Annotated in this window: 17 protein-coding genes and 1 pseudogene; 17 read left to right on the plus strand and 1 reads right to left on the minus strand. The window is 38.6% G+C overall.

Going from position 1 to position 20,253, the window contains the following annotated elements; genetic code table 11:
• The first annotated feature begins 52 nt into the window (after positions 1 to 52).
• The 17 genes and pseudogenes from mutS to ACIQ38_RS06090 all read left to right on the plus strand — a co-directional run.
• Positions 53 to 2,614, plus strand: a complete 2,562-nt coding sequence (gene mutS / locus ACIQ38_RS06010) for a DNA mismatch repair protein MutS (protein ID WP_402819379.1) — start codon at positions 53 to 55, stop codon at positions 2,612 to 2,614.
• Between the two features lie 16 nt (positions 2,615 to 2,630).
• Positions 2,631 to 4,436, plus strand: a complete 1,806-nt coding sequence (gene mutL, locus ACIQ38_RS06015) for a DNA mismatch repair endonuclease MutL (protein ID WP_402819382.1) — start codon at positions 2,631 to 2,633, stop codon at positions 4,434 to 4,436.
• Between the two features lie 11 nt (positions 4,437 to 4,447).
• Positions 4,448 to 5,959 (plus strand): glycerol kinase GlpK, encoded by a 1,512-nt coding sequence (gene glpK, locus ACIQ38_RS06020; protein ID WP_402819385.1) that lies wholly within the window; start codon positions 4,448 to 4,450, stop codon positions 5,957 to 5,959.
• Positions 5,960 to 7,612: a glycerol-3-phosphate dehydrogenase/oxidase gene (locus ACIQ38_RS06025; RefSeq protein ID WP_402819388.1), complete on the plus strand. Its 1,653-nt coding sequence runs from the start codon at positions 5,960 to 5,962 to the stop codon at positions 7,610 to 7,612.
• Between the two features lie 20 nt (positions 7,613 to 7,632).
• Complete coding sequence (locus ACIQ38_RS06030) at positions 7,633 to 8,529, plus strand: alpha/beta hydrolase (RefSeq protein WP_402819391.1); 897 nt, start codon at positions 7,633 to 7,635, stop codon at positions 8,527 to 8,529.
• Positions 8,522 to 9,442 carry a tRNA (adenosine(37)-N6)-dimethylallyltransferase MiaA gene (miaA, locus tag ACIQ38_RS06035; RefSeq protein WP_402819394.1) on the plus strand — a complete coding sequence of 307 codons (921 nt, stop codon included), beginning with the start codon at positions 8,522 to 8,524 and terminating at the stop codon, positions 9,440 to 9,442. Before ACIQ38_RS06030 ends, miaA begins: the two co-directional genes overlap by 8 nt.
• Positions 9,443 to 9,503: 61 nt before the next feature.
• Positions 9,504 to 9,725, plus strand: a complete 222-nt coding sequence (hfq, locus tag ACIQ38_RS06040; protein ID WP_402819396.1) for an RNA chaperone Hfq — start codon at positions 9,504 to 9,506, stop codon at positions 9,723 to 9,725.
• A 74-nt stretch (positions 9,726 to 9,799) separates the two neighbouring features.
• The gene (locus ACIQ38_RS06045) at positions 9,800 to 10,099 is read left to right on the plus strand and encodes a rhodanese-like domain-containing protein (RefSeq protein WP_402819399.1); all 300 of its coding nucleotides are present in this window, start codon (positions 9,800 to 9,802) and stop codon (positions 10,097 to 10,099) included.
• A gap of 71 nt (positions 10,100 to 10,170) precedes the next feature.
• A complete protein-coding gene (locus ACIQ38_RS06050; RefSeq protein ID WP_402819402.1) occupies positions 10,171 to 11,418 on the plus strand; it encodes a methionine gamma-lyase family protein in 1,248 nt (415 codons plus the stop codon).
• Positions 11,419 to 11,688: 270 nt separating this feature from the next.
• Complete coding sequence (locus ACIQ38_RS06055) at positions 11,689 to 12,285, plus strand: TetR/AcrR family transcriptional regulator (RefSeq protein ID WP_402819404.1); 597 nt, start codon at positions 11,689 to 11,691, stop codon at positions 12,283 to 12,285.
• Positions 12,282 to 13,376, plus strand: coding sequence for an S-methyl thiohydantoin desulfurase family protein (locus ACIQ38_RS06060; RefSeq protein ID WP_402819407.1), 1,095 nt, complete (start codon positions 12,282 to 12,284; stop codon positions 13,374 to 13,376). The genes ACIQ38_RS06055 and ACIQ38_RS06060 overlap by 4 nt, the downstream gene beginning before the upstream one ends.
• A 2-nt stretch (positions 13,377 to 13,378) precedes the next feature.
• Entirely contained in the window at positions 13,379 to 14,935 is a 1,557-nt protein-coding gene (locus ACIQ38_RS06065) for a hydantoinase/oxoprolinase N-terminal domain-containing protein (RefSeq protein ID WP_402819410.1), read from the plus strand.
• Between the two features lie 20 nt (positions 14,936 to 14,955).
• Entirely contained in the window at positions 14,956 to 15,672 is a 717-nt protein-coding gene (locus ACIQ38_RS06070; protein ID WP_402819412.1) for an aspartate/glutamate racemase family protein, read from the plus strand.
• A gap of 17 nt (positions 15,673 to 15,689) precedes the next feature.
• Positions 15,690 to 16,991: a purine-cytosine permease family protein gene (locus ACIQ38_RS06075; RefSeq protein WP_402819415.1), complete on the plus strand. Its 1,302-nt coding sequence runs from the start codon at positions 15,690 to 15,692 to the stop codon at positions 16,989 to 16,991.
• 375 nt (positions 16,992 to 17,366) lie between these two features.
• On the plus strand, positions 17,367 to 17,750 hold the full coding sequence (locus tag ACIQ38_RS06080; RefSeq protein ID WP_402819418.1) for a MerR family transcriptional regulator: 384 nt from the start codon (positions 17,367 to 17,369) through the stop codon (positions 17,748 to 17,750).
• Positions 17,751 to 17,790: 40 nt separating this feature from the next.
• The gene (gene glnA, locus ACIQ38_RS06085) at positions 17,791 to 19,125 is read left to right on the plus strand and encodes a type I glutamate--ammonia ligase (protein ID WP_402819421.1); all 1,335 of its coding nucleotides are present in this window, start codon (positions 17,791 to 17,793) and stop codon (positions 19,123 to 19,125) included.
• Positions 19,126 to 19,408: 283 nt separating this feature from the next.
• Positions 19,409 to 19,648: pseudogene (locus ACIQ38_RS06090) on the plus strand (DNA cytosine methyltransferase); the annotation flags it as partial.
• Positions 19,649 to 19,736: 88 nt separating this feature from the next.
• Here ACIQ38_RS06090 and ACIQ38_RS06095 read toward each other — a convergent pair.
• Positions 19,737 to 20,024, minus strand: a complete 288-nt coding sequence (locus ACIQ38_RS06095) for a transposase (RefSeq protein ID WP_402819423.1) — start codon at positions 20,022 to 20,024, stop codon at positions 19,737 to 19,739.
• Between the last annotated feature and the right edge of the window lie 229 nt (positions 20,025 to 20,253).

Genomic DNA, 20,253 nt, shown 5'->3' on the forward strand with positions numbered 1-20,253 from the left:
TTTGATTTGTTATAATAAAATAGAAAGTTTTTAGAAGAGAGAAGGCCAACACATGACAACACAAACACCTATGATGCAACAATATATAAAAATAAAGGAAGCATATTTAGATGCCTTTTTATTTTTCCGATTAGGCGACTTTTATGAATTATTTAATGATGATGCGATCAAGGCAGCGGCTATTTTAGAAATTACGCTAACTAGTCGAAAAGATGGCATACCAATGTGTGGTGTGCCCCATCATTCGGCACAAGGCTATATTGAGACGCTTATTAATAAAGGGCATAAAGTAGCGATTTGTGAGCAAGTCGAAGATCCAAAACAGGCAAAAGGCGTCGTAAAAAGAGAAGTAGTCCGATTAATTACGCCTGGTACGATAATGGAAGGAAAAGGAATGCAACATAAAACGAATTATTTTATTGCTTCAGCGGATGTAGTTTCGCCAAATGAAGTTGCCTTTTCTTATTTAGACGTTTCGACAGGTGATGGATTTACAACGATACTTCCAGGGGACGAAAAAGCAGTTTTGCAGGAATTACTAGCGATTCAAGCAAAAGAATTGATTGTTAGTGAGCAAATGTACGTATTGATCAATGATTTATCGGCGATTCATGATTTTACTTTATCCATAGAACAAGATGAAGCAAATGATCAATCAATCGAAAAATATGTACCCAATCATCCACTAGAATCACATCGGACAGTGAAACGCTTATTACAGTACATTCAAAAAACACAAATGCGCTCACTATTACATATTCAGCCTTTTACTTTTTCCCGTAGAGATTCTTTTTTAGCAATTGACTACCATTCCAAACGAAATTTAGAGCTTATTTCTTCAATCCGAAATGCAGATCAAAAAGGTACATTATTATGGTTATTGGACGAGACGGTTACAGCAATGGGTGGACGAAAGTTAAAACAATGGATTCATCAGCCGCTTGCGGAAAAATTTGCAATTGAAGAGCGATTAGCAGTAGTGACGAGCTTTTTAGAAGATTTTATGCTACGTGAAGAAATAAAAGAAGCATTTAAAGAAGTATATGACTTGGAAAGACTAGTAGGAAGGATTGGGTTCGGAAGTGCCGGCGGAAGGGATCTTGCGCAACTAAGACAGTCTTTGTCTAAAGTTCCTTCTATTAAAGAGCATTTAATGCATGCAAACAATCAAGCATTAAATGATCTTGGACAAGCAATAGAGGATTGTCAAGATATTTGGAGAAAGTTAGAAGATGCAATACATGAAAATCCGCCTATTTCTGTGAAAGATGGTGGCGTCTTAAAAGATGGTTATAACGAGCGGTTAGATCAGCTAAGAGACGCTTCTGTGAATGGGAAAAGATGGATTGCGGAACTAGAACAAAAAGAGCGTGAACGAACAGGCGCTAAAAATTTAAAAATAGGGTACAACCGAATATTTGGTTATTATATTGAGTTAACAAAATCGACGATCCATCTGGCAGACGAGGCACGATATGTGCGGAAGCAAACACTTGCCAATGCGGAACGCTATATAACAGATGAATTGAAAGAAAAGGAAACGCTCATTCTTTCAGCAGAAGAGGAAAGTTTAGTATTAGAGTATGATCTATTTACTCAATTAAGAGAAGAAGTGAAAGCATATATACCACGAGTACAAAAGCTTGCCAAACAAATTAGTGAGCTAGATGTGTATATTTCCTTTGCGCAAGTAGCTGAGAAGTACCGTCTAACAAAACCGGTATTCCACGATTCAAATGCGATGATTATTAAAGAAGGAAGACATCCGGTCGTAGAGAAAATGATGAACAATCAACTATATGTGCCGAATGATTGTACGCTAACAGAAGAGGAAAATATGTTGCTGATCACAGGACCGAATATGTCCGGTAAAAGTACGTTTATGCGCCAAGTTGCTATTACGGTTATTATGGCTCAAATTGGCTGTTACGTGCCAGCGGAATCAGCAGAATTGCCAATCGTCGATAAAATATTTACGCGAATCGGAGCGGCAGATGATTTAGCAGGTGGCCAAAGTACATTTATGATTGAAATGATGGAATCCCAACATGCCATTATGAATGCGACAAGTAAGAGCCTGCTCCTTTTTGATGAAATTGGACGCGGAACTTCGACATATGACGGCATGAGTCTAGCACAAGCAATGATGGAATATATCCATGATCATATTGGGGCAAATACATTGTTTTCTACCCATTACCATGAGCTAACTGATTTAGAGCAAACATTAACAAAACTTCGTAATGTGCATGTTGCAGCGACTGAAAAAGATGGTAAAGTCGTCTTTTTGCACAAATTAAAAAATGGTCCAGCAGATAAAAGTTATGGTATTCATGTTGCCGAATTAGCGCAACTACCGGAAGAAATTATTGAGCGAGCACGAGAAATACTCGATACATTTGAATTACAAGAAAAGAAAGAAGTGGGGGAAACTACCGTTCAGGAACAACAATTATCGTTCTTTGATGAACAACCACCAAAACAACCAAAGCCAGTGACAGAGCATCCTGCAGCGGATAAAGTAATAAAGAAATTGAAAAAAATTAATATTTCCGGAACAACGCCACTAGCTGCATTACAAATACTATACGAACTGCAAAGTGAAATAGACTAAAAAGTAGGTGAAGAAAATGGGACAAATCATCGTCATGGAAGAGCTACTTTCCAATAAAATTGCAGCAGGGGAAGTAGTAGAACGTCCCGCTTCTGTTGTTAAAGAATTAGTCGAGAATGCAATTGATGCGGAAAGTACATCGATTGAAATACTATTAGAAGAAGCAGGGTTAGCAAAAATTCAAGTGACCGATAATGGAAAAGGAATGGATGAAGCAGACGCCGTTCAATCCTTTTCCAGACATGCGACGTCGAAAATTACGACGGAGCATGATTTGTTTCGAATCCGGTCGCTAGGTTTTAGAGGAGAAGCACTTGCCAGTATTGCTTCCGTTTCTAAAATAAGTTTATGGACTTCTGATGGGGAAAACGTTGGCACGAAAGTGGAACTAGAAGGTGGTCGCATCATTTCTTGTACACCAGCTCCAATACGAAGAGGAACGGATATTGCGGTCAAGCAATTATTTTTTAATACACCTGCTCGATTAAAATATTTGAAAACAATCCAAACAGAACTTGGACATTCGATCGATTTGATCAATAGGCTTGCACTTAGCTATCCCAATATAGCATTTAAGCTTATCCATAATGAACAGACGATTATTCAAACAAGTGGTAGGGGAGATTTGCGGCAAGTGCTTGCTTCCATTTATGGAGTGACGAATGTGAAGAAAATGGTGCCATTCGAAAAGGAATCGCCCGATTTTCAAATATCGGGTTTTGCGACGATACCCGAAATTACGCGCGCGTCTAAAAACTATATAACGATTTTAGTGAACGGTCGTTGGGTCAAACATTATGGGCTAAATAACGCGATTGTAGATGCCTATCATACGCTACTTCCAATTGGAAGATATCCAATTGTTGTATTAAATATTGAAACAGACCCAATGCTAACAGATGTGAACGTCCATCCAGCTAAACATCAAATAAGACTTAGTAAAGAAAAAGAACTAATGGAGCTTGTACGACAAACTGTTCGGTCGGTTATTCACCGAGTACAGCAACCACCTAAAATTACAGAAAAACAAGAAGTGAAAAAGCAACCAAGTGTGCAATTCGATTTCTTTAAACCATACTCGCCTCCTGAAGAGCCTGTTGCACCAGTAACAAAAGAACCAACTGAGCAACCAACAATCATTCATGAAGCGCAAGTACAGTTACCAGAGGAACCGACACCAGTAGTTGATCCGTATGTGGAAGAAGCATATGTAGAAGAAGTGGTGGAAGCAAAACAGCCTTTTCCCGATTTACATGTCGTAGGACAAATTCATGGAACATATATTGTTGCGCAAAGCGATGACGGTTTTTATTTGATTGACCAACATGCAGCACAAGAACGAATAAAATATGAATTTTACAAAGAAAAAGTCGGAGAAGTAAATGCAAGCGAACGGCAAGCATTATTACTGCCCCTAACCTTTCATTATTCACTAGACGAAGCATACCGGATTAAAGAGTCACTGCAAGCACTCCAGGATGTTGGCATATTTTTAGAGGAGTTTGGTACTTCGAGTTTTGTTGTCAGAGAGCATCCAACATGGTTTCCAAAAGGGCATGAAACGAAAATTATTGAAAACTTAATCGAACAAGTATTAAACACTCGAAAAGCGGATATTAAAAAACTGCGAGAAGAAGCAGCTATTATGATGAGTTGTAAATTATCGATTAAAGCGAATCATTATTTAACGATGCATGATATGGAGCAACTGTTAGAAAGCTTGAAAAATGCACAGCATCCACTTACTTGTCCGCACGGGCGACCTGTTATTGTTCATTTTTCAACGTATGAAGTGGAAAAGATGTTTAAACGAGTCATGTAGGAGGGGTCCAGATGGGGAAATTTATTTTATCAATTGATCAAGGTACTACGAGCTCTCGAGCAATATTATTCGATAAACAAGGCAATAGTGTGCATACTGCCCAAAAGGAATTTACACAATATTTTCCGAAGCCAGGATGGGTGGAACATGATGCACAAGAAATTTGGGGTTCTGTATTATCCGTTATTGCAGGTGTTTTAACAGAAAGTGGGTACCAACCAGAAGATGTGCATGCGATCGGTATTACGAATCAGCGTGAAACAACGGTCGTTTGGAATAAGAAAACAGGAAAGCCAATCTATCATGCGATCGTTTGGCAATCGAGACAAACGCAAAACATTATCGATGAGTTGAAAAAAGAAAAGCTCGATACCTTTTTCAAGGATAAAACAGGACTTATGCTAGACCCTTATTTTTCTGCTACGAAAGTAAAATGGATTTTAGACAATGTGGATGGTGCAAAAGAGCAGGCTGAAGCAGGGGAACTACTTTTTGGAACAATCGACACTTGGTTAATCTGGAAATTATCAAATGGCAGTACACATGTGACAGATTACTCCAATGCTTCAAGAACGATGCTTTATAACATTTATAAACAAGAATGGGATAAAGAAATTTGTGAGAAGCTACAGATTCCAATGAATATGCTTCCGAAAGTCGTACCTTCGTCTGAAGTATATGCACAAACGGATCCTTCTGTATTTTTCGGGAAGGCAATTGATATTGCTGGAGCAGCAGGGGATCAGCAGGCAGCATTATTTGGTCAATGCTGTTTTGAAAAAGGAATGGCTAAAAACACGTATGGTACTGGTTGTTTCATGCTACTTAATACGGGAGAAGAAGCCGTGCAATCCTCCTCTGGGCTGCTAACAACGATTGCCTGGGGGCTAAATGGGAAAGTGACCTATGCACTTGAAGGGAGTGTCTTTGTTGCTGGTTCTGCCATTCAATGGCTCAGAGATGGGCTGCGGATGGTGAAAAAGGCAGCGGACTCAGAAGACTATGCAAAAAGAGTGGAGTCGACAGAAGGGGTATATATTGTTCCTGCTTTTGTAGGTCTTGGTACGCCTTATTGGGACTCCGATGCAAGAGGTGCTATTTTTGGGCTATCTCGCGGAACGACAAAAGAGCATTTCATCCGCGCGACACTGGAGTCTTTAGCGTATCAATCAAAAGATGTACTCCATACGATGGAACAAGATTCCGGTGTGGATGTGGAAGTGCTGCGTGTGGACGGCGGTGCTGTTGGTAATGAATTTCTCATGCAATTTCAAAGTGATTTACTCGATTTACCAGTGGAGTTAGCTAAGTTAAATGAAACAACTGCTCTTGGTGCCGCATTTTTAGCAGGTCTCGCTACCGGGTTTTGGAAAGATGAGCAATCTCTTTCGGATATGCGGGAGAGTCAAAAACTGTACGAACCGAAAATGGATGCATCTACGCGTAACCAGCTATATAAAGGATGGAAAAAAGCAGTGGAAGCAACAAGAGTATTCAAACTTTCAGATGAAGAGGTGGATTAAGTGAAATCTTCTGTGGAACGAGAACAAATTTTGCACACATTAAATTTTTATGAATTCGATGTATTAGTCATTGGTGGAGGGATTACAGGAGCGGGAATTGCTCTAGATGCAGTGACTCGAGGTATGTCCGTAGCACTAGTCGAGATGCAGGATTTTGCTGCTGGAACTTCTAGTAGGTCGACGAAACTGGTACACGGGGGACTTCGCTATTTAAAACAACTAGATGTAAAAGTAGTGGCAGAAGTCGGCAAAGAACGAGAAATCGTGTATGAAAATGCTGTACATGTGACAGAACCGGAATGGATGTTACTGCCCTTTCATAAAAAAGGAACATTTGGACCAATTAGCACATCAGCTGGATTGAAAGTATATGACTTTCTCGCGGGAGTAAAAAAAGAAGAGCGACGTCATATGTTAACGCCGGAACAAACACTAGAAAAAGAACCGCTTATTAAAAGCAAGGATTTACTAGGTGGAGGCTATTACGTCGAATATCGAACAGATGATGCAAGACTGACGATTGAAGTGTTGAAAAAAGCAATGGAAAAAGGTGCCGTTTGCTTAAACTATGCGAAAGCAAAATCGTTTTTATATAGCGAACAAAACAAAATCATCGGTGCAGAAATTGTAGATGTAGTCAAAAATAAACGCATTCACATCCATGCCAAAAAAGTCGTCAATGCAACTGGCCCTTGGGTAGATACAGTTCGGGCACTGGACGCAATTGATAATAAGAAAAAATTGAAATTAACAAAAGGTGTCCATATTGTCATGGATCAATCTGTTTTTCCTTTAAGGCAGGCTATTTACTTTGATGCACCAGATAAACGGATGATTTTCGCTATTCCACGTGATGGAAAAACATATGTTGGCACAACGGACACTTTTTTTGAAGGCAATATCGAACATCCAACTGCTACAGAAGAAGATGTGGACTATTTAGTCAATGCCATTCATCATATGTTCCCACTCGTAAATGTGTCGAAAAACCAAGTGGAATCGACTTGGGCTGGTGTCCGTCCGCTTATTTATGAGGACGGGAAAAACCCTTCCGAAATTTCTCGCAAAGATGAAATTTGGCGGTCCGAAGCTGGATTATTTACAATAGCTGGTGGAAAATTAACTGGTTATCGTAAAATGGCGGAAACAATCGTCAACGCTATTTCCAAAGAGCTAGGGGACGAACAGTATGGTCCTTGTGTTACAAAGCATATAACTTTATCTGGTGGCGATATTGGAGGAGCGGACCAATTCGAAGCTTTTATCGCGACAAAAGCACAAATTGCTCCTTCTTATGGATTAACAACCGCAGAAGGAAGAAGCTTAGCAAAATTTTACGGGACAAATGTGGACCGGGTGTTTCATTATGCGCATATATTATCGGCAATGCCATCTACTTTACCGTTAAGCCTTCTTGCACAAGTCTATTATGCGGTGCATGAAGAAATGGCCTATACGCCAGCTGACTTTTTAGTAAGAAGAACAGGCATGCTTTATTTTCAAATCGCGCAATATAAAACGTATAAAGAGGATATATTGAACGTTATGAGTCAATTATTGTATTATACCGAACAAGAAAAGAATTTTTTCCAAAAACAATTAGATGCACTATTAATAGAAGCTACTATTTATGAAAGCGGGGCTGCTCTCTGAAAACGATACTAGAAGGTCAAATGTCTGATCATCACTTGGTTCATATTGTCCAATATATGCCTGAACAAACTCCCGTCGGACATGTGCACGTATTGCACGGAATGGCAGAGCATATAGAGCGTTATGATGAATTTGCAAAAGTTTTGGTGGAAAATGGCTTTATCGTAAGTGGTCATGATCATCGTGGTCATGGAAAAACGGCAGAAAAAAATGGGCAACTAGGTTTCTTTGCAGAACAAGATGGTTTTGATCGAGTAGTAGAAGATGTCAGGGAAGTATTAGTGCAAGTGAGAGAAGATATGGGGGATTTGCCGCTTATTTTATTTGGCCATAGTATGGGTTCATTTATTGCAAGAAGATATATGCAAAAATATAGTGAATCCCTTGCTAAAGTAGTACTAAGCGGCACGACATTTAGTCCAGGTTTAATGGGAGATATCGGCACGATCATTGGAAAGTTTGGAGCGAATCAAAAAACACCGCAAACCGAAAGTACTTTACTGAACAAGCTGTCTTTCGGTGGATTTAACAAGCAATTTAAAGACGCACAGACAGATTTCGATTGGTTAAGTTCTGATGCAAACGAAGTGAAAAAGTATATCGACGACCCCTTATGTGGTTTTATCCCTTCCAATCAGTTTTATATTGATCTATTTCATGGATTAAAAACGATTCATCAAGATAATGAAATAAAGAAAATTAGAAAAGATTTGCCTGTATTATTAATCAGTGGTTTACAAGACCCGGTTGGTAAATCGGGCAAAGATATTTTTAAAGTAGCGAAAGGTTTGACGAATGTAGGAATGGAAAATGTAACCGTACAATTAGTAGAAAATGCACGACATGAAATTTTAAACGAAATGAATAAAAAAGAAACATATCAATTTATCGTAAACTGGATGTTAAAAAATGACTGAAAAACCGGTAGTACTAGCAATTGTAGGACCAACAGCAGTAGGGAAAACTGCTCTAAGTATCAAGCTTGCAAAAACATTTAACGGTGAAATTATTAACGGAGATTCGATGCAAATTTATCGGGAGCTTTCGATAGGGACTGCTAAAATTACCGAAGAGGAGATGGAGGGAGTCCCTCATCATCTATTGGATATAAAGGATCCAACAGATAGTTTCTCCGTGGCGGAATATCAAAAAATCGTGCGACAACAGATAGAAGAAATCGCATCGAGAGGGAAACTGCCAATAATAGTTGGAGGCACAGGGCTCTATATCCAATCCGTTTTATATGATTTTCGTTTTACAGAGCAACCTAAAATAGACGTAGATTTACAACGCGAATTAGAAAAGTTGTCACCTGAAGCACTGTTTAATCGATTGCAAATCGTAGACCCGGAAGCAGCGAAGGAAATTCATCCAAATAATATACAACGTATTATGCGAGCGATTGAACGGGTAGAGCTTAGCGGGAAACAAAAAAAGGAAATCGAACAAGACCAAGGGCATGAAAAAGCATACCCACATTATATTATCGGGCTAACTACTAATCGTGATATTTTGTATGAACGGATCAACAAACGGGTAGATTTGATGGTAGAAAAAGGGTTAATCCAGGAAGTAAAGATGCTTCATGAAAAAGGAATTCGAGGAGTGCAATCGATCCAAGCGATAGGCTATAAGGAAATCTATGCATATTTAGATGGTCTCCTGACACTTGATGAAGCATTGGATAATTTAAAGCAAAATTCTAGAAGGTATGCCAAGCGCCAATTGACGTACTTCCGGAACAAAATGGATATTCAGTGGTATGATCCATTTGTAGATACTGAAAAAATCCTCAAAGAAATTACAGATTTCTTGCAGGAGAATAAATAAATAAGGCGAATACTAGTAGATGGAGAGTACTTTTTGTAAAATGCACAATGGGGGAATTGAAATGAAACCTATGAATATTCAAGATATTTATTTGAATCAATTAAGAAAAAACAATATTTTTGTTACTGTATTTTTATTAAATGGCTTTCAACTAAAAGGATTAGTGAAGTCCTATGATAATTTTACCGTTCTTTTTGAATCAGATGGAAAGCAACAGTTAATATACAAACATGCAATTTCAACATTCGCACCTTCTAAACCGGTCAATATTACCGAAGAATAGGTCAGGTAAATTGACAGACAAGCATGTTCCTATTATGATTTTAAAGGAATAGATAAAGAAGGGTAGAGTAAAAAATGAATGTAATTACAACTCAAGAACTATTACAAAAAATTGATGCTGGAGAAACAGTTAGCATCATTGATGTACGTGAAAGTGAAGAAGTAGCAACTGGTGTCATTCCGGGTGCAAAACATATCGCATTAGGCCAAGTGGAAACAAGTATCGATCAAATCGACAAGTCGATTCCTCATTATATTGTTTGCAAAGCTGGAGCGCGCAGTGCAATGGCTTGCGAAATTCTAGAAGAAAACGGTTTTAACGTTACAAACGTAGCAGGCGGTATGCTTGATTGGGACGGCGAGCTACAATTTTAAGAGCGAAGACTAATTTCATTCTTTGAGATTAGTCTTTTCTATTTGTCATGAATTAGCAAGGAGCGAAACAAATGAATTTTACAACAACCTTATCAGAAGAAGTTTTAGACCTAGCAAATAGCGCAGAAGCGAAAATAGCTAGCTATCATCAAGCGGTTGAAAAAATAGCATTTTTCAATCAACAAAAAGTAATTCATGCATTTAAAACGCATCACGTCAGCGATCATCATTTTAACCCATCCACTGGTTATGGTTATGATGATGAGGGACGGGATACGTTAGAAAAAGTGTATGCGACTACATTTGGAGCAGAAGCGGCACTCGTTCGTCCGCAAATTATTTCAGGTACACATGCCATTTCGATTAGTTTATTTGGTGTGCTCAGACCCAACGATGAGCTATTATATATTACTGGAAAGCCATATGACACGCTACAATCCATTGTAAGTGGTGGAGAAGAAGATACCGGTTCCCTTGCAGACTTTGGAATTTCCTATCAGCATGTCGACCTACTGGAATCTGGTGCGGTAGACTGGGAAACGGTAGAAAAAACTGTCAAAGGAAATACGAAAGTAATTGCCATTCAACGTTCGAAAGGGTACGCAGTAAGACCTTCTTTTACAGTGGAACAAATTAAAAAAATGGTAGAAAAGATTAGAGCGATCAAAGAAGACGCCATTATTTTCGTGGACAATTGTTACGGAGAGTTTGTGGAAGAATTAGAACCGACCAATGTTGGCGTAGATTTAATGGCAGGCTCGTTGATTAAAAATCCGGGTGGCGGACTAGCAAAAACTGGTGGTTATATTGCAGGAAAAAGCGACCTTGTTACGAAATGTGCATACCGTATGACTTCACCGGGAATTGGAGCAGAAGCTGGCGCATCTTTAAATACATTAATGGATATGTATCAAGGATTTTTCTTAGCTCCGCATATTGTTTCCCAAGCGGTAAAAGGAGCGATTTTTACTTCAGCCGTTTTAGAGGAAGTGGGCATGACGACAGAGCCACATTATGCACAAAAAAGGACCGACCTTATTCAATCAGTATCGTTCCAAACAGCTGAACAAATGATTCAATTTTGTAAAGCAATTCAAATGCACTCGCCGGTTAACGCCCAATTTGCTCCCGAACCTGCTTATATGCCAGGTTATGAGGACGATGTTATTATGGCTGCTGGTACATTTATCCAAGGGTCTAGTATGGAATTAACGGCAGACGGTCCAATTCGTCCTCCTTATACCGCTTTTATTCAAGGTGGTTTAACGTACGAGCATGTGAAATATGCTATTTTAGGGGCCGTACAGTCTTTAAGATAAATATAGAAATAAAGAAGTGTAGGAAGTGACTCAGTCATTTTCTGCGCTTTTTTAATACTTTTTAACATTTGTTGAAGGGGCTGGTAGTCTATTATCTTATAGTTCATGAGAATGTGGAAAGATGCGGAGGTTGATGTAATTGATTCATCAACGGTGTTCTCAATTATTTAACAAACATACTAATTAAAATTTTCAAAACATATTGAAAGATGAAACAAAATGTTTTATTATATTACCTAACGAACATTAGGTAGGTGGTGAGATTACAAATTGACAAAAAAGAAACTAATTGAAGCTGCTTTGAACATTTATGCAGAACAAGGGTATAAAGGGACCACAATGAAAAAAATAGCCGATGCCGTTGGAATTAAAGCATCCTCTATTTATTTTTTTTATCCAAATAAAGAAGCGCTGTTAGAAGAAGTATTTCAACAGATATTGGAAAATCATCAAAAGGAATTGCATCGAATTTTCGAGAAAACAAAGGGGTTACCTGTCCGTAGTGGCTTGCAACAGTTATTAAGAAGCATCGCTTATTTTCATAGAAAAGATGTAGTAAATACAAAAGCCTTTGTTCAATTAACTTCCGATTTTGCAGACTTCAAAAATGAATTTTCGGAATACTTGGATGAATTTGAAAGCTGGTTATTACAAAATTATTTTAACGAACTATCAAACGAATTTCCGAATGCAACCCACGTAGAAATCAAGCAATGTGCACATCAAATAGAACTAATTGCAAATGGGCTTTTTTGGTCAACAATCGTATATTCTGACGAGGTGTTTGAAAAACAAGTTCAAGCTGCTGAAAAATTATTACTTGCGCTTATCAATCAACTAAAAAAAGGAGAGAACGAGTCATTATGAGATTATTAGGAAAAGAAGAAATTGAAAATATTGCAATTGGTGCTGCGCTCCTTGGCACTGGAGGGGGAGGAGATCCGTACATCGGCAAACTAATGGCTTTACAAGCAATCGAAGAATATGGACCCATTCGTCTCATTTCGATTGATGAAGTGCCGGATGGTGCATTAATCGTCCCTTCTGCTATGATGGGCGCACCTACAGTAATGGTAGAAAAAATACCAAATGGTGATGAAGCAGAGGCTGCTTTTAAAGCATTGGAAAACTATATCGGGCAGGAAATTTATGCAACGATGCCCATTGAAGCTGGTGGTGTGAATTCATTATTACCGCTTGCATTGGCAGCAAAACTTGGCTTACCGGTAATTGATGCGGATGGAATGGGACGAGCTTTCCCGGAATTACAGATGGTGACATTTTATTTAAATGGCATTTCCGCATCTCCAATGGTTTTAGCGGATGAAAAAGGAAATAATCTGGTTATGAATACCATTAATAATAATTGGGCTGAACGGATTGCCCGCAGTGCCACAATTGATATGGGCGGCTCTGTCATGCTAGCAATTTATCCGATGACAAAAGAAGAAGTAAAAGAAAGTGCCATATTAGAAAGTTTGACACTGGAAGAACAAATTGGCGCTGCAATACGCAAAGCCAAAGAGCATGAAGCGAATCCAATAGATGCTGTATTGCAATTATTAAATGGTTTTGAACTGTTTAAAGGAAAGATTAGCGATATTAATCGTGTAACTGTTGATGGTTTTGCAAAAGGGCAAGCGAAAGTACAGGGCTTAGATGCTTATACCGATCAAGAGTGTATGCTTCACTTCCAAAATGAACACCTTTTAGCAACTAAGGGCGAGGAAACGCTATGTGTTACACCAGACTTAATTGCTGTGCTAGACACAGATACTGGTATTCCGATTACTACGGAAGGCATTCGCTATGGAGCGCGCTGCACAGTTATTGGTATACCTGCAAATGAAAAATGGCGTACAGAAAAAGGGTTGGCAACAGTCGGACCAAACTATTTTGGATATGAAGTGCCTTATGTGGAAGTTGAAAAATTACAAGCGAAGAAGGAGTTATCGTAATTATGGAAATTTATCGGATAGGAATCGACGTTGGCGGTACTCATACGGATGCTGTCATTTTGGATGCTTCAAATAAGGTGATCGCAGAGGCAAAAGAGCCTACAACTGCAGATACATCAACTGGTATATTCAATGCATTAAAAAAAGTAGTTTCAAATTCTAACGTTGATAAAAGTCAAATTAAGTATGCGATGCTAGGTACGACTCATTGTACAAACGCGATCGTTGAACGAAAAAGATTAAACAAAGTCGCTTCGATTCGCATAGGTGCGCCTGCTACATTAGCCATTAAACCACTGGTTGGTGTACCTGAGGATTTAAAAAATATTATCGGTAAGCATCTTTATATCGTTGAAGGTGGTCACGAATTCGAGGGTAGGGAAATTACCCCACTAAATGAAGATAAAATAAGATCCATTTGTAGGGAATTAAATGGGAAAGTAGATTCGATTGCAGTTGTTTCTGTATTCTCACCGATTTCAAAAGCACATGAAGAACGTGTCAGTGAAATTATTCAAGAAGAACTCGGTTCAGATATAGCAATTTCGCTTTCGTCAGAAATTGGAAACGTAGGGTTAATCGAGCGTGAGAATGCTACGATTTTAAACGCAGCGATTGTGGATGTTGCGAAAATCACTGCCCAAAGCTTTGTTGATGCACTTGAAAACGAAGGAATTCAAGCAACTGTATTTTTTGGACAAAATGATGGCACATTAATGTCGGTTGAATACACCGTGAAATACCCGATTTTAACAATTGCTTGCGGTCCGACAAATAGCATTCGAGGCGCCTCATACTTGTCGAAAAAAGCAGATGCGCTCGTGATTGATGTCGGTGGAACAACGACGGATATCGGTGTACTAGCTAACGGATTTCCTCGCCAATCTTCTCTTGCTGTAGACGTCGGCGGCGTTCGCACCAATTTCCGGATGCCGGATATTTTATCGATGGGATTAGGAGGCGGTACAATTATAAAATTGCATGATAACGGCGAATTTACAATTGGTCCCGAAAGTGTCGGTCATCGTTTGTATAAAGAAGGCTTAGCTTTCGGCGGCAATACGTTAACAACAACAGATGTTATTATCGCTTTAGGAAAAGCTAAGATCGGAAATCCTGAGTTAGTAGCGCATTTAGATCGAAGTTTATTAGAAAAAATATATGCAGAAATGACGTTTATGGTAGAAGAGTCTATCGATAAAATGAAAACTAGTGCAGATGACATACCCGTTGTTTTAGTAGGCGGTGGCAGTATATTATTCCCATCTGCTTTAAAAGGGGCAAGTGAAGTCATTAAACCTGCTAATTTCGGCGTTGCAAATGCAATTGGATCTGCAATTTCTCAAGTGAGTGCAGAAATCGAAAAAATCTTCAAAATGGATGATTTAGGGCGGGAACAGACGTTAGATTTAGCTAAATCGATTGCATATGACGAAGCGGTAAAAGCTGGGGCTGACAAAGAAAAATTAAATGTGGTTGATATCCAAGAAGTTCCACTTGCCTACATGGCGGGGAATGCTACAAAAGTACGGGTGAAAGTTGCTGGGGATTTAATCTAAATTAATAGGGGGCATACATGATGAAAGTTAAAGTAATCTTACCAATCACTTCGGACATTTTTAACGAGGAAGTTTTGCAAGAATTTTCTTTTTACGCATCAGCTGGAACTGAAATAAGCATGACGAACTTATCCACCGGTCCCGCATCAATCGAAAGCGAATACGATGAAGCGCTTTGTTTGCCAAACTTTTTAGAGAAAGCAATTGAAGCAGAAAAAGAGGGGTATGATGCCATTATTAGTGATTGTTTCGCTGATCCTGGCGTTAAAGCGGCTCGGGAGGTACTTGATATTCCTGTGATTGGTCCAGGTGAATCCTCTATGCTTTATGCCAGTTCATTAGCCAGTTCTTTTTCGGTCGTTACTGTATTGCCTAATGTTATTTCAATGATTCGCAATGTTAGCAAGTTAGCTGGTTTAGATAGCAAACTTGCATCCGTTCGATATGTTTCAATTCCAGTGCTAGAGGTGCAAGACAAAGAACGTTTGGTGGATGCTCTCTATTCCGAAATGATCAAAGCAATCGAAGAAGATCAGGCGCACGCTTTAGTATTAGGATGCACAGGTTTCCTAGGCGTTGCAAGCGAATTGCAAGAACGTCTAAGTGCTTCCGGGTATGATGTACCTGTTATCGATCCTGCTTTTGCTTCACTTCAAATGACGGAATCACTTGTAAATATGAAAGTCAAACAAAGCCGTTTAACCTATATGACACCACCATCAAAAGTACGTATTTAATTTAAAGGGGGACTAATATGAGCGCAGCAAAAAATGCTATCGGTGATGATTTCTCGTTATCACGTGTGCCACAATCCGCACGAAAATCTTTATGGAGCATTACGATCATTCGAGTTGGGGCATTTGCCACAATTTCACAATTTATTTTAGGGGCTACAATGGGATACGGCATGACATTTACGGATGCGCTCATTGCCACTTTTTTTGGTAGCATCATACTTCAAGTTGTTGGATTCCTTTTGGGCTACATCGGTGTTAGGGAAGGGCTATCAACGAGTTTATTAACGCGTTGGGCGGGCTTCGGTAAACATGGAGGTACTATTTTTAGTATTATAATAGCAATTTCCTGTATCGGTTGGTTCGGTGTACAAAATACGATTTTTGCCAGTGGGTTAGTAGAAGCATCTAACGGCAAATTACCGTTAATACCCGCTATGTTCCTTACTGGTTTAAGTGTAACTTTCTTAGTTATTTTTGGGTTTAAATTGCTTAGCATTACAGCTGCAATTGCAGTGCCTGCTTTTTTACTTGCCGTATCGGCAGGGGTATTTTCTGTCTTTCGTGAGACTTCTTTATCCGAGCTCTTTTCAGCAGCTCCAGCGGGTGAGCCGCTATCAATTGGGGTAGCTTCTACAATGATTGCGGGCGGTTTTATCGTAGGGGCAATCATTACGCCTGATATTAGTCGTTTTGCTAGAAGTGGAAAAGATGTGTTCTGGATGACTACAATTGGCTTAATTATAGGAGAACTAGGTATCAATATGATAGCAGTTTTACTAGCATTAGCTGCAAGAACAAATGACGTTGTCAGTATTATGGTTCAAGCATCAGGGGTTATTGCCGCATTAGTCGTTGTTTTTTCTACTATTAAAATTAATAATGTCAATTTATACGCTGCATCTCTAAGTGTTACATCCATTTTTGATTCTGTCTTTAATTTACGGTTAGGTCGTGCGAAAGTTACCCTTGTCATTGGAATAATCGGTACAGTGTTATCTGCAATCGGGATTTTAAATTATTTTATCGATTTCCTAGTAGTACTTGGTGTGTTAGTTCCTCCGGTTGCGGGAATTATTATTATAGACTACTTCATTCTTAAAACGAGTCGTCAAGTATTAGATGAATCCAGAGAACGTGGCGAGTTACCAAGTGTTGCCGGTAGATTAAGTCCTATTACGATCATTGCTTGGGCAAGCGGGTTTTTAGTGGGCTATTTTGTAACGTGGGGCATTCCATCTTTGAATGCACTATTCGTTAGCGGCGTTATATATTACATTGGAGGACTGGTTGTACGTACTAGAAGTGTGGCTATCTCGTAGGATAGTAGTAGACTTGCATATTAAAAGTATTTTAATGCGTCCCTGAGTTAGAAAAAAGAAGCGTGGAAGATGATTTAATCATTTTCTGCGCTTTCTTTATTTTCAGTTTGTTTAGTTTAGATTTTGATAGGGAAATCATGGAACGGTAGGCTCAGCTAAATAAATCCCACTAAATGGCTAAAGGAAACCAGCTGGTCAGTAAAAACAACCACGGCTCAAAGTAAAAGGATTAAGTGGTGTGAGAAAATGATTATTTCTAAGAGTTAAGTGGCTTTTTATGTTAAATAAAAATTCATGTCACTTTTTCTGACATGATGTTGACATGTTAGCTAACATGACATATACTACTTATATATCCAACTAGGAGGTGCAGCGATGGAAAAGGAATGGAGACGTTCCATGCCACTGCTATCTATGAATATTGTCATGCAGTTAACTGGCTTAACAGCTAGACAAATTCGATATTATGAAGAGCATGAACTTGTTCAGCCTGCACGGACAGAAGGAAAACAACGCATGTTCTCACTGGATGATATCGATATTTTATTGGAAATAAAAGATATGCTTTCAACTGGCGTGAACATTGCAGGTATTAAACAAATTTTTGAAATGAAAAACAATCCAGCTGCAAAAAATGATACAAAACAAGTGATCACAGATGCACAACTACGTGCAATCGTAAAAGAAGAAATGCAGCTAGCCCAAAGGCATCAACGGGCATCTTTACGGCAAGGAGACCTATCTCGATTCTTTCGATAGAACGGGGTTTGACTATAAAATAATTTAGGAGAGTGAAAAAATGAGCAAGTATACAAAAGAAGATATTAAAAAGTTCGTTCAAGAACACGAGGTGAATTTTATTCGTCTTCAGTTTACAGACATACTAGGTACGATTAAAAACGTTGAAATTCCAGTGAGTCAGCTCGATAAAGCTCTCGATAATAAAATGATGTTCGACGGATCTTCTATTGAAGGATTCGTACGAATTGAAGAATCAGATATGTATTTAGTTCCGGATTTAAATTCATGGGTTGTATTCCCTTGGATTACTGGTAAAGGGAAAGTAGCTCGTTTAATCTGTGATGTTAACAAAGCAGATGGAACTCCGTTCGCAGGAGATCCACGTAATAATTTAAAACGTGTATTAAAAGAAATGGAAGAGTTAGGATTCACTAGCTTTAACTTAGGACCTGAACCAGAATTTTTCTTATTTAAATTAGATGCACAAGGTGAACCAACTCTAGAATTAAACGACCACGGTGGATACTTCGACTTAGCACCAGTTGACCTTGGAGAAAACTGCCGTCGCGATATCGTACTTGAGCTAGAAGAAATGGGCTTTGAAATTGAAGCATCTCACCATGAAGTAGCTCCTGGACAACATGAAATTGACTTTAAATATGCAGATGCAGTAACAGCATGTGACAACATTCAAACGTTTAAACTAGTAGTTAAAACTATTGCTCGTAAACATGGTTTACATGCGACATTCATGCCAAAACCACTATTTGGCGTGAACGGTTCTGGAATGCACTTTAACGTTTCATTATTCAACGGCAAAGAAAATGCATTTTTTGACGAGTCGACAGAAAGTAAAATGAGTGAAACAGCTATGCAATTTATGGCAGGTGTCTTAAAGCATGTACAAAGCTTTACTGCAATCACAAATCCTACTGTAAACTCATATAAACGATTAGTTCCTGGCTACGAAGCACCATGTTATGTTGCTTGGTCAGGTCAAAACAGAAGTCCACTAATCCGTATTCCTTCTTCACGTGGATTAAGTACACGTATTGAAGTACGTTCTGTAGACCCAGCAGCTAACCCATATTTGGCAATGGCTGTAATTCTACAAGCTGGTCTAGATGGCATTAAACAAAAAATGACTCCACCACCAGCAGTTGACCGTAATATTTACGTGATGACAGAAGAGGAACGTATCGAAAACGGTATTTATAACTTACCACCAACTCTTCATGAAGCTGTGTTAGAACTTGGAAAAAGTGAAGTAATTCGTGGAGCACTTGGTGACCATATTTATGCAAACTTTGTAGAAGCGAAAGAGATTGAGTGGGATATGTTCCGTACGACTGTACACCCTTGGGAACGTGAACAGTATTTGAAGATGTATTAAGCTTGGAAACACACGAGTTATTGGGTTTTAGTATGGGGTGACTCAAGTAAAATGATTAGTCGAAATCATAGGCACCCCATATCCACCCCGTATTCCTGCAATAAATTTTTAGTTATTAACATCATATGATATACCTTTAAAGACATCGTTCAGTCAAGAATTGACTTGATCGGTGTTTTTCTTTTTTTATTTTTTCGATAAATGTATGTATACATCATTAGAGATTTCTTGACTGCCATGACCTAATTGACTTTGAATAAATTTAAGATCAACTTTTGCTTACATTACTAAAAAAGACCGCTTTGCGCTAACAGCAGTAAGAACAGACGGCTATAAGATAACTGATATTGGATTGCGTATGTTGTAACCACATGAATTATTTGCTGGACAAGGTTTCCCATCCAACTATCAGCACCCAGGGTCAAAATCAGAACAAATCAAACGTGTTGGAAATAGTGTTCCTCCACCATTTGCAGATGCCCTTGTAAAAGCTAATTTGCCAGAAGTGTGTGTTGAAAATTAAAGATATAAAGTAGCTGTTGAGGGAATAGGCAGCTACGCAGTACGACCTTAATGTTGAGTAAAGGAAGTTGAGAAAATGGAGTAAGATCTTATCTTTCATCCATTGTCAGAATCAGTAGCCTATAAACGAAGAATACACCAAGATAAGCTCCAGTTGTCAGGAAAAAAGGATTAAGAAAAATGCCATGAATTGCAGTCATAAATACAGCATTGTCAATTAGGATTTGGAATATGGAAGTAGAAGCAATACTCCCGAAAATGACTGCTGAAATAACAGCAATAATATTAAAAAGAAATTGGAATTTCATATTTTTATTCTGTAGATAAAACATAATAATTGGGAAAGAAATGCTGGCAATAACTAACAAAACCTTCAAAAGGTCACTCCTTTCGTATGTATAGCTAATTATCACCAAAAATCAGGCGAATAAACAAAGCGGAATATTATTTAATAAAGTAGACAAGATGTTGTGAGTTTATTAAAGACAAATTGGATGTTGCGTAGTTCGGCCATTATTTGCAACTAATGGAGTTCAAGCTTTCTTCTTACGGTACTCCTTTATAAAAATAAGATAGATAAAGGTACTGTATAAAAGATTAACAGCG

This window comes from Psychrobacillus sp. NPDC096389 (genome assembly GCF_044762855.1).
Taxonomy (GTDB): domain Bacteria; phylum Bacillota; class Bacilli; order Bacillales_A; family Planococcaceae; genus Psychrobacillus.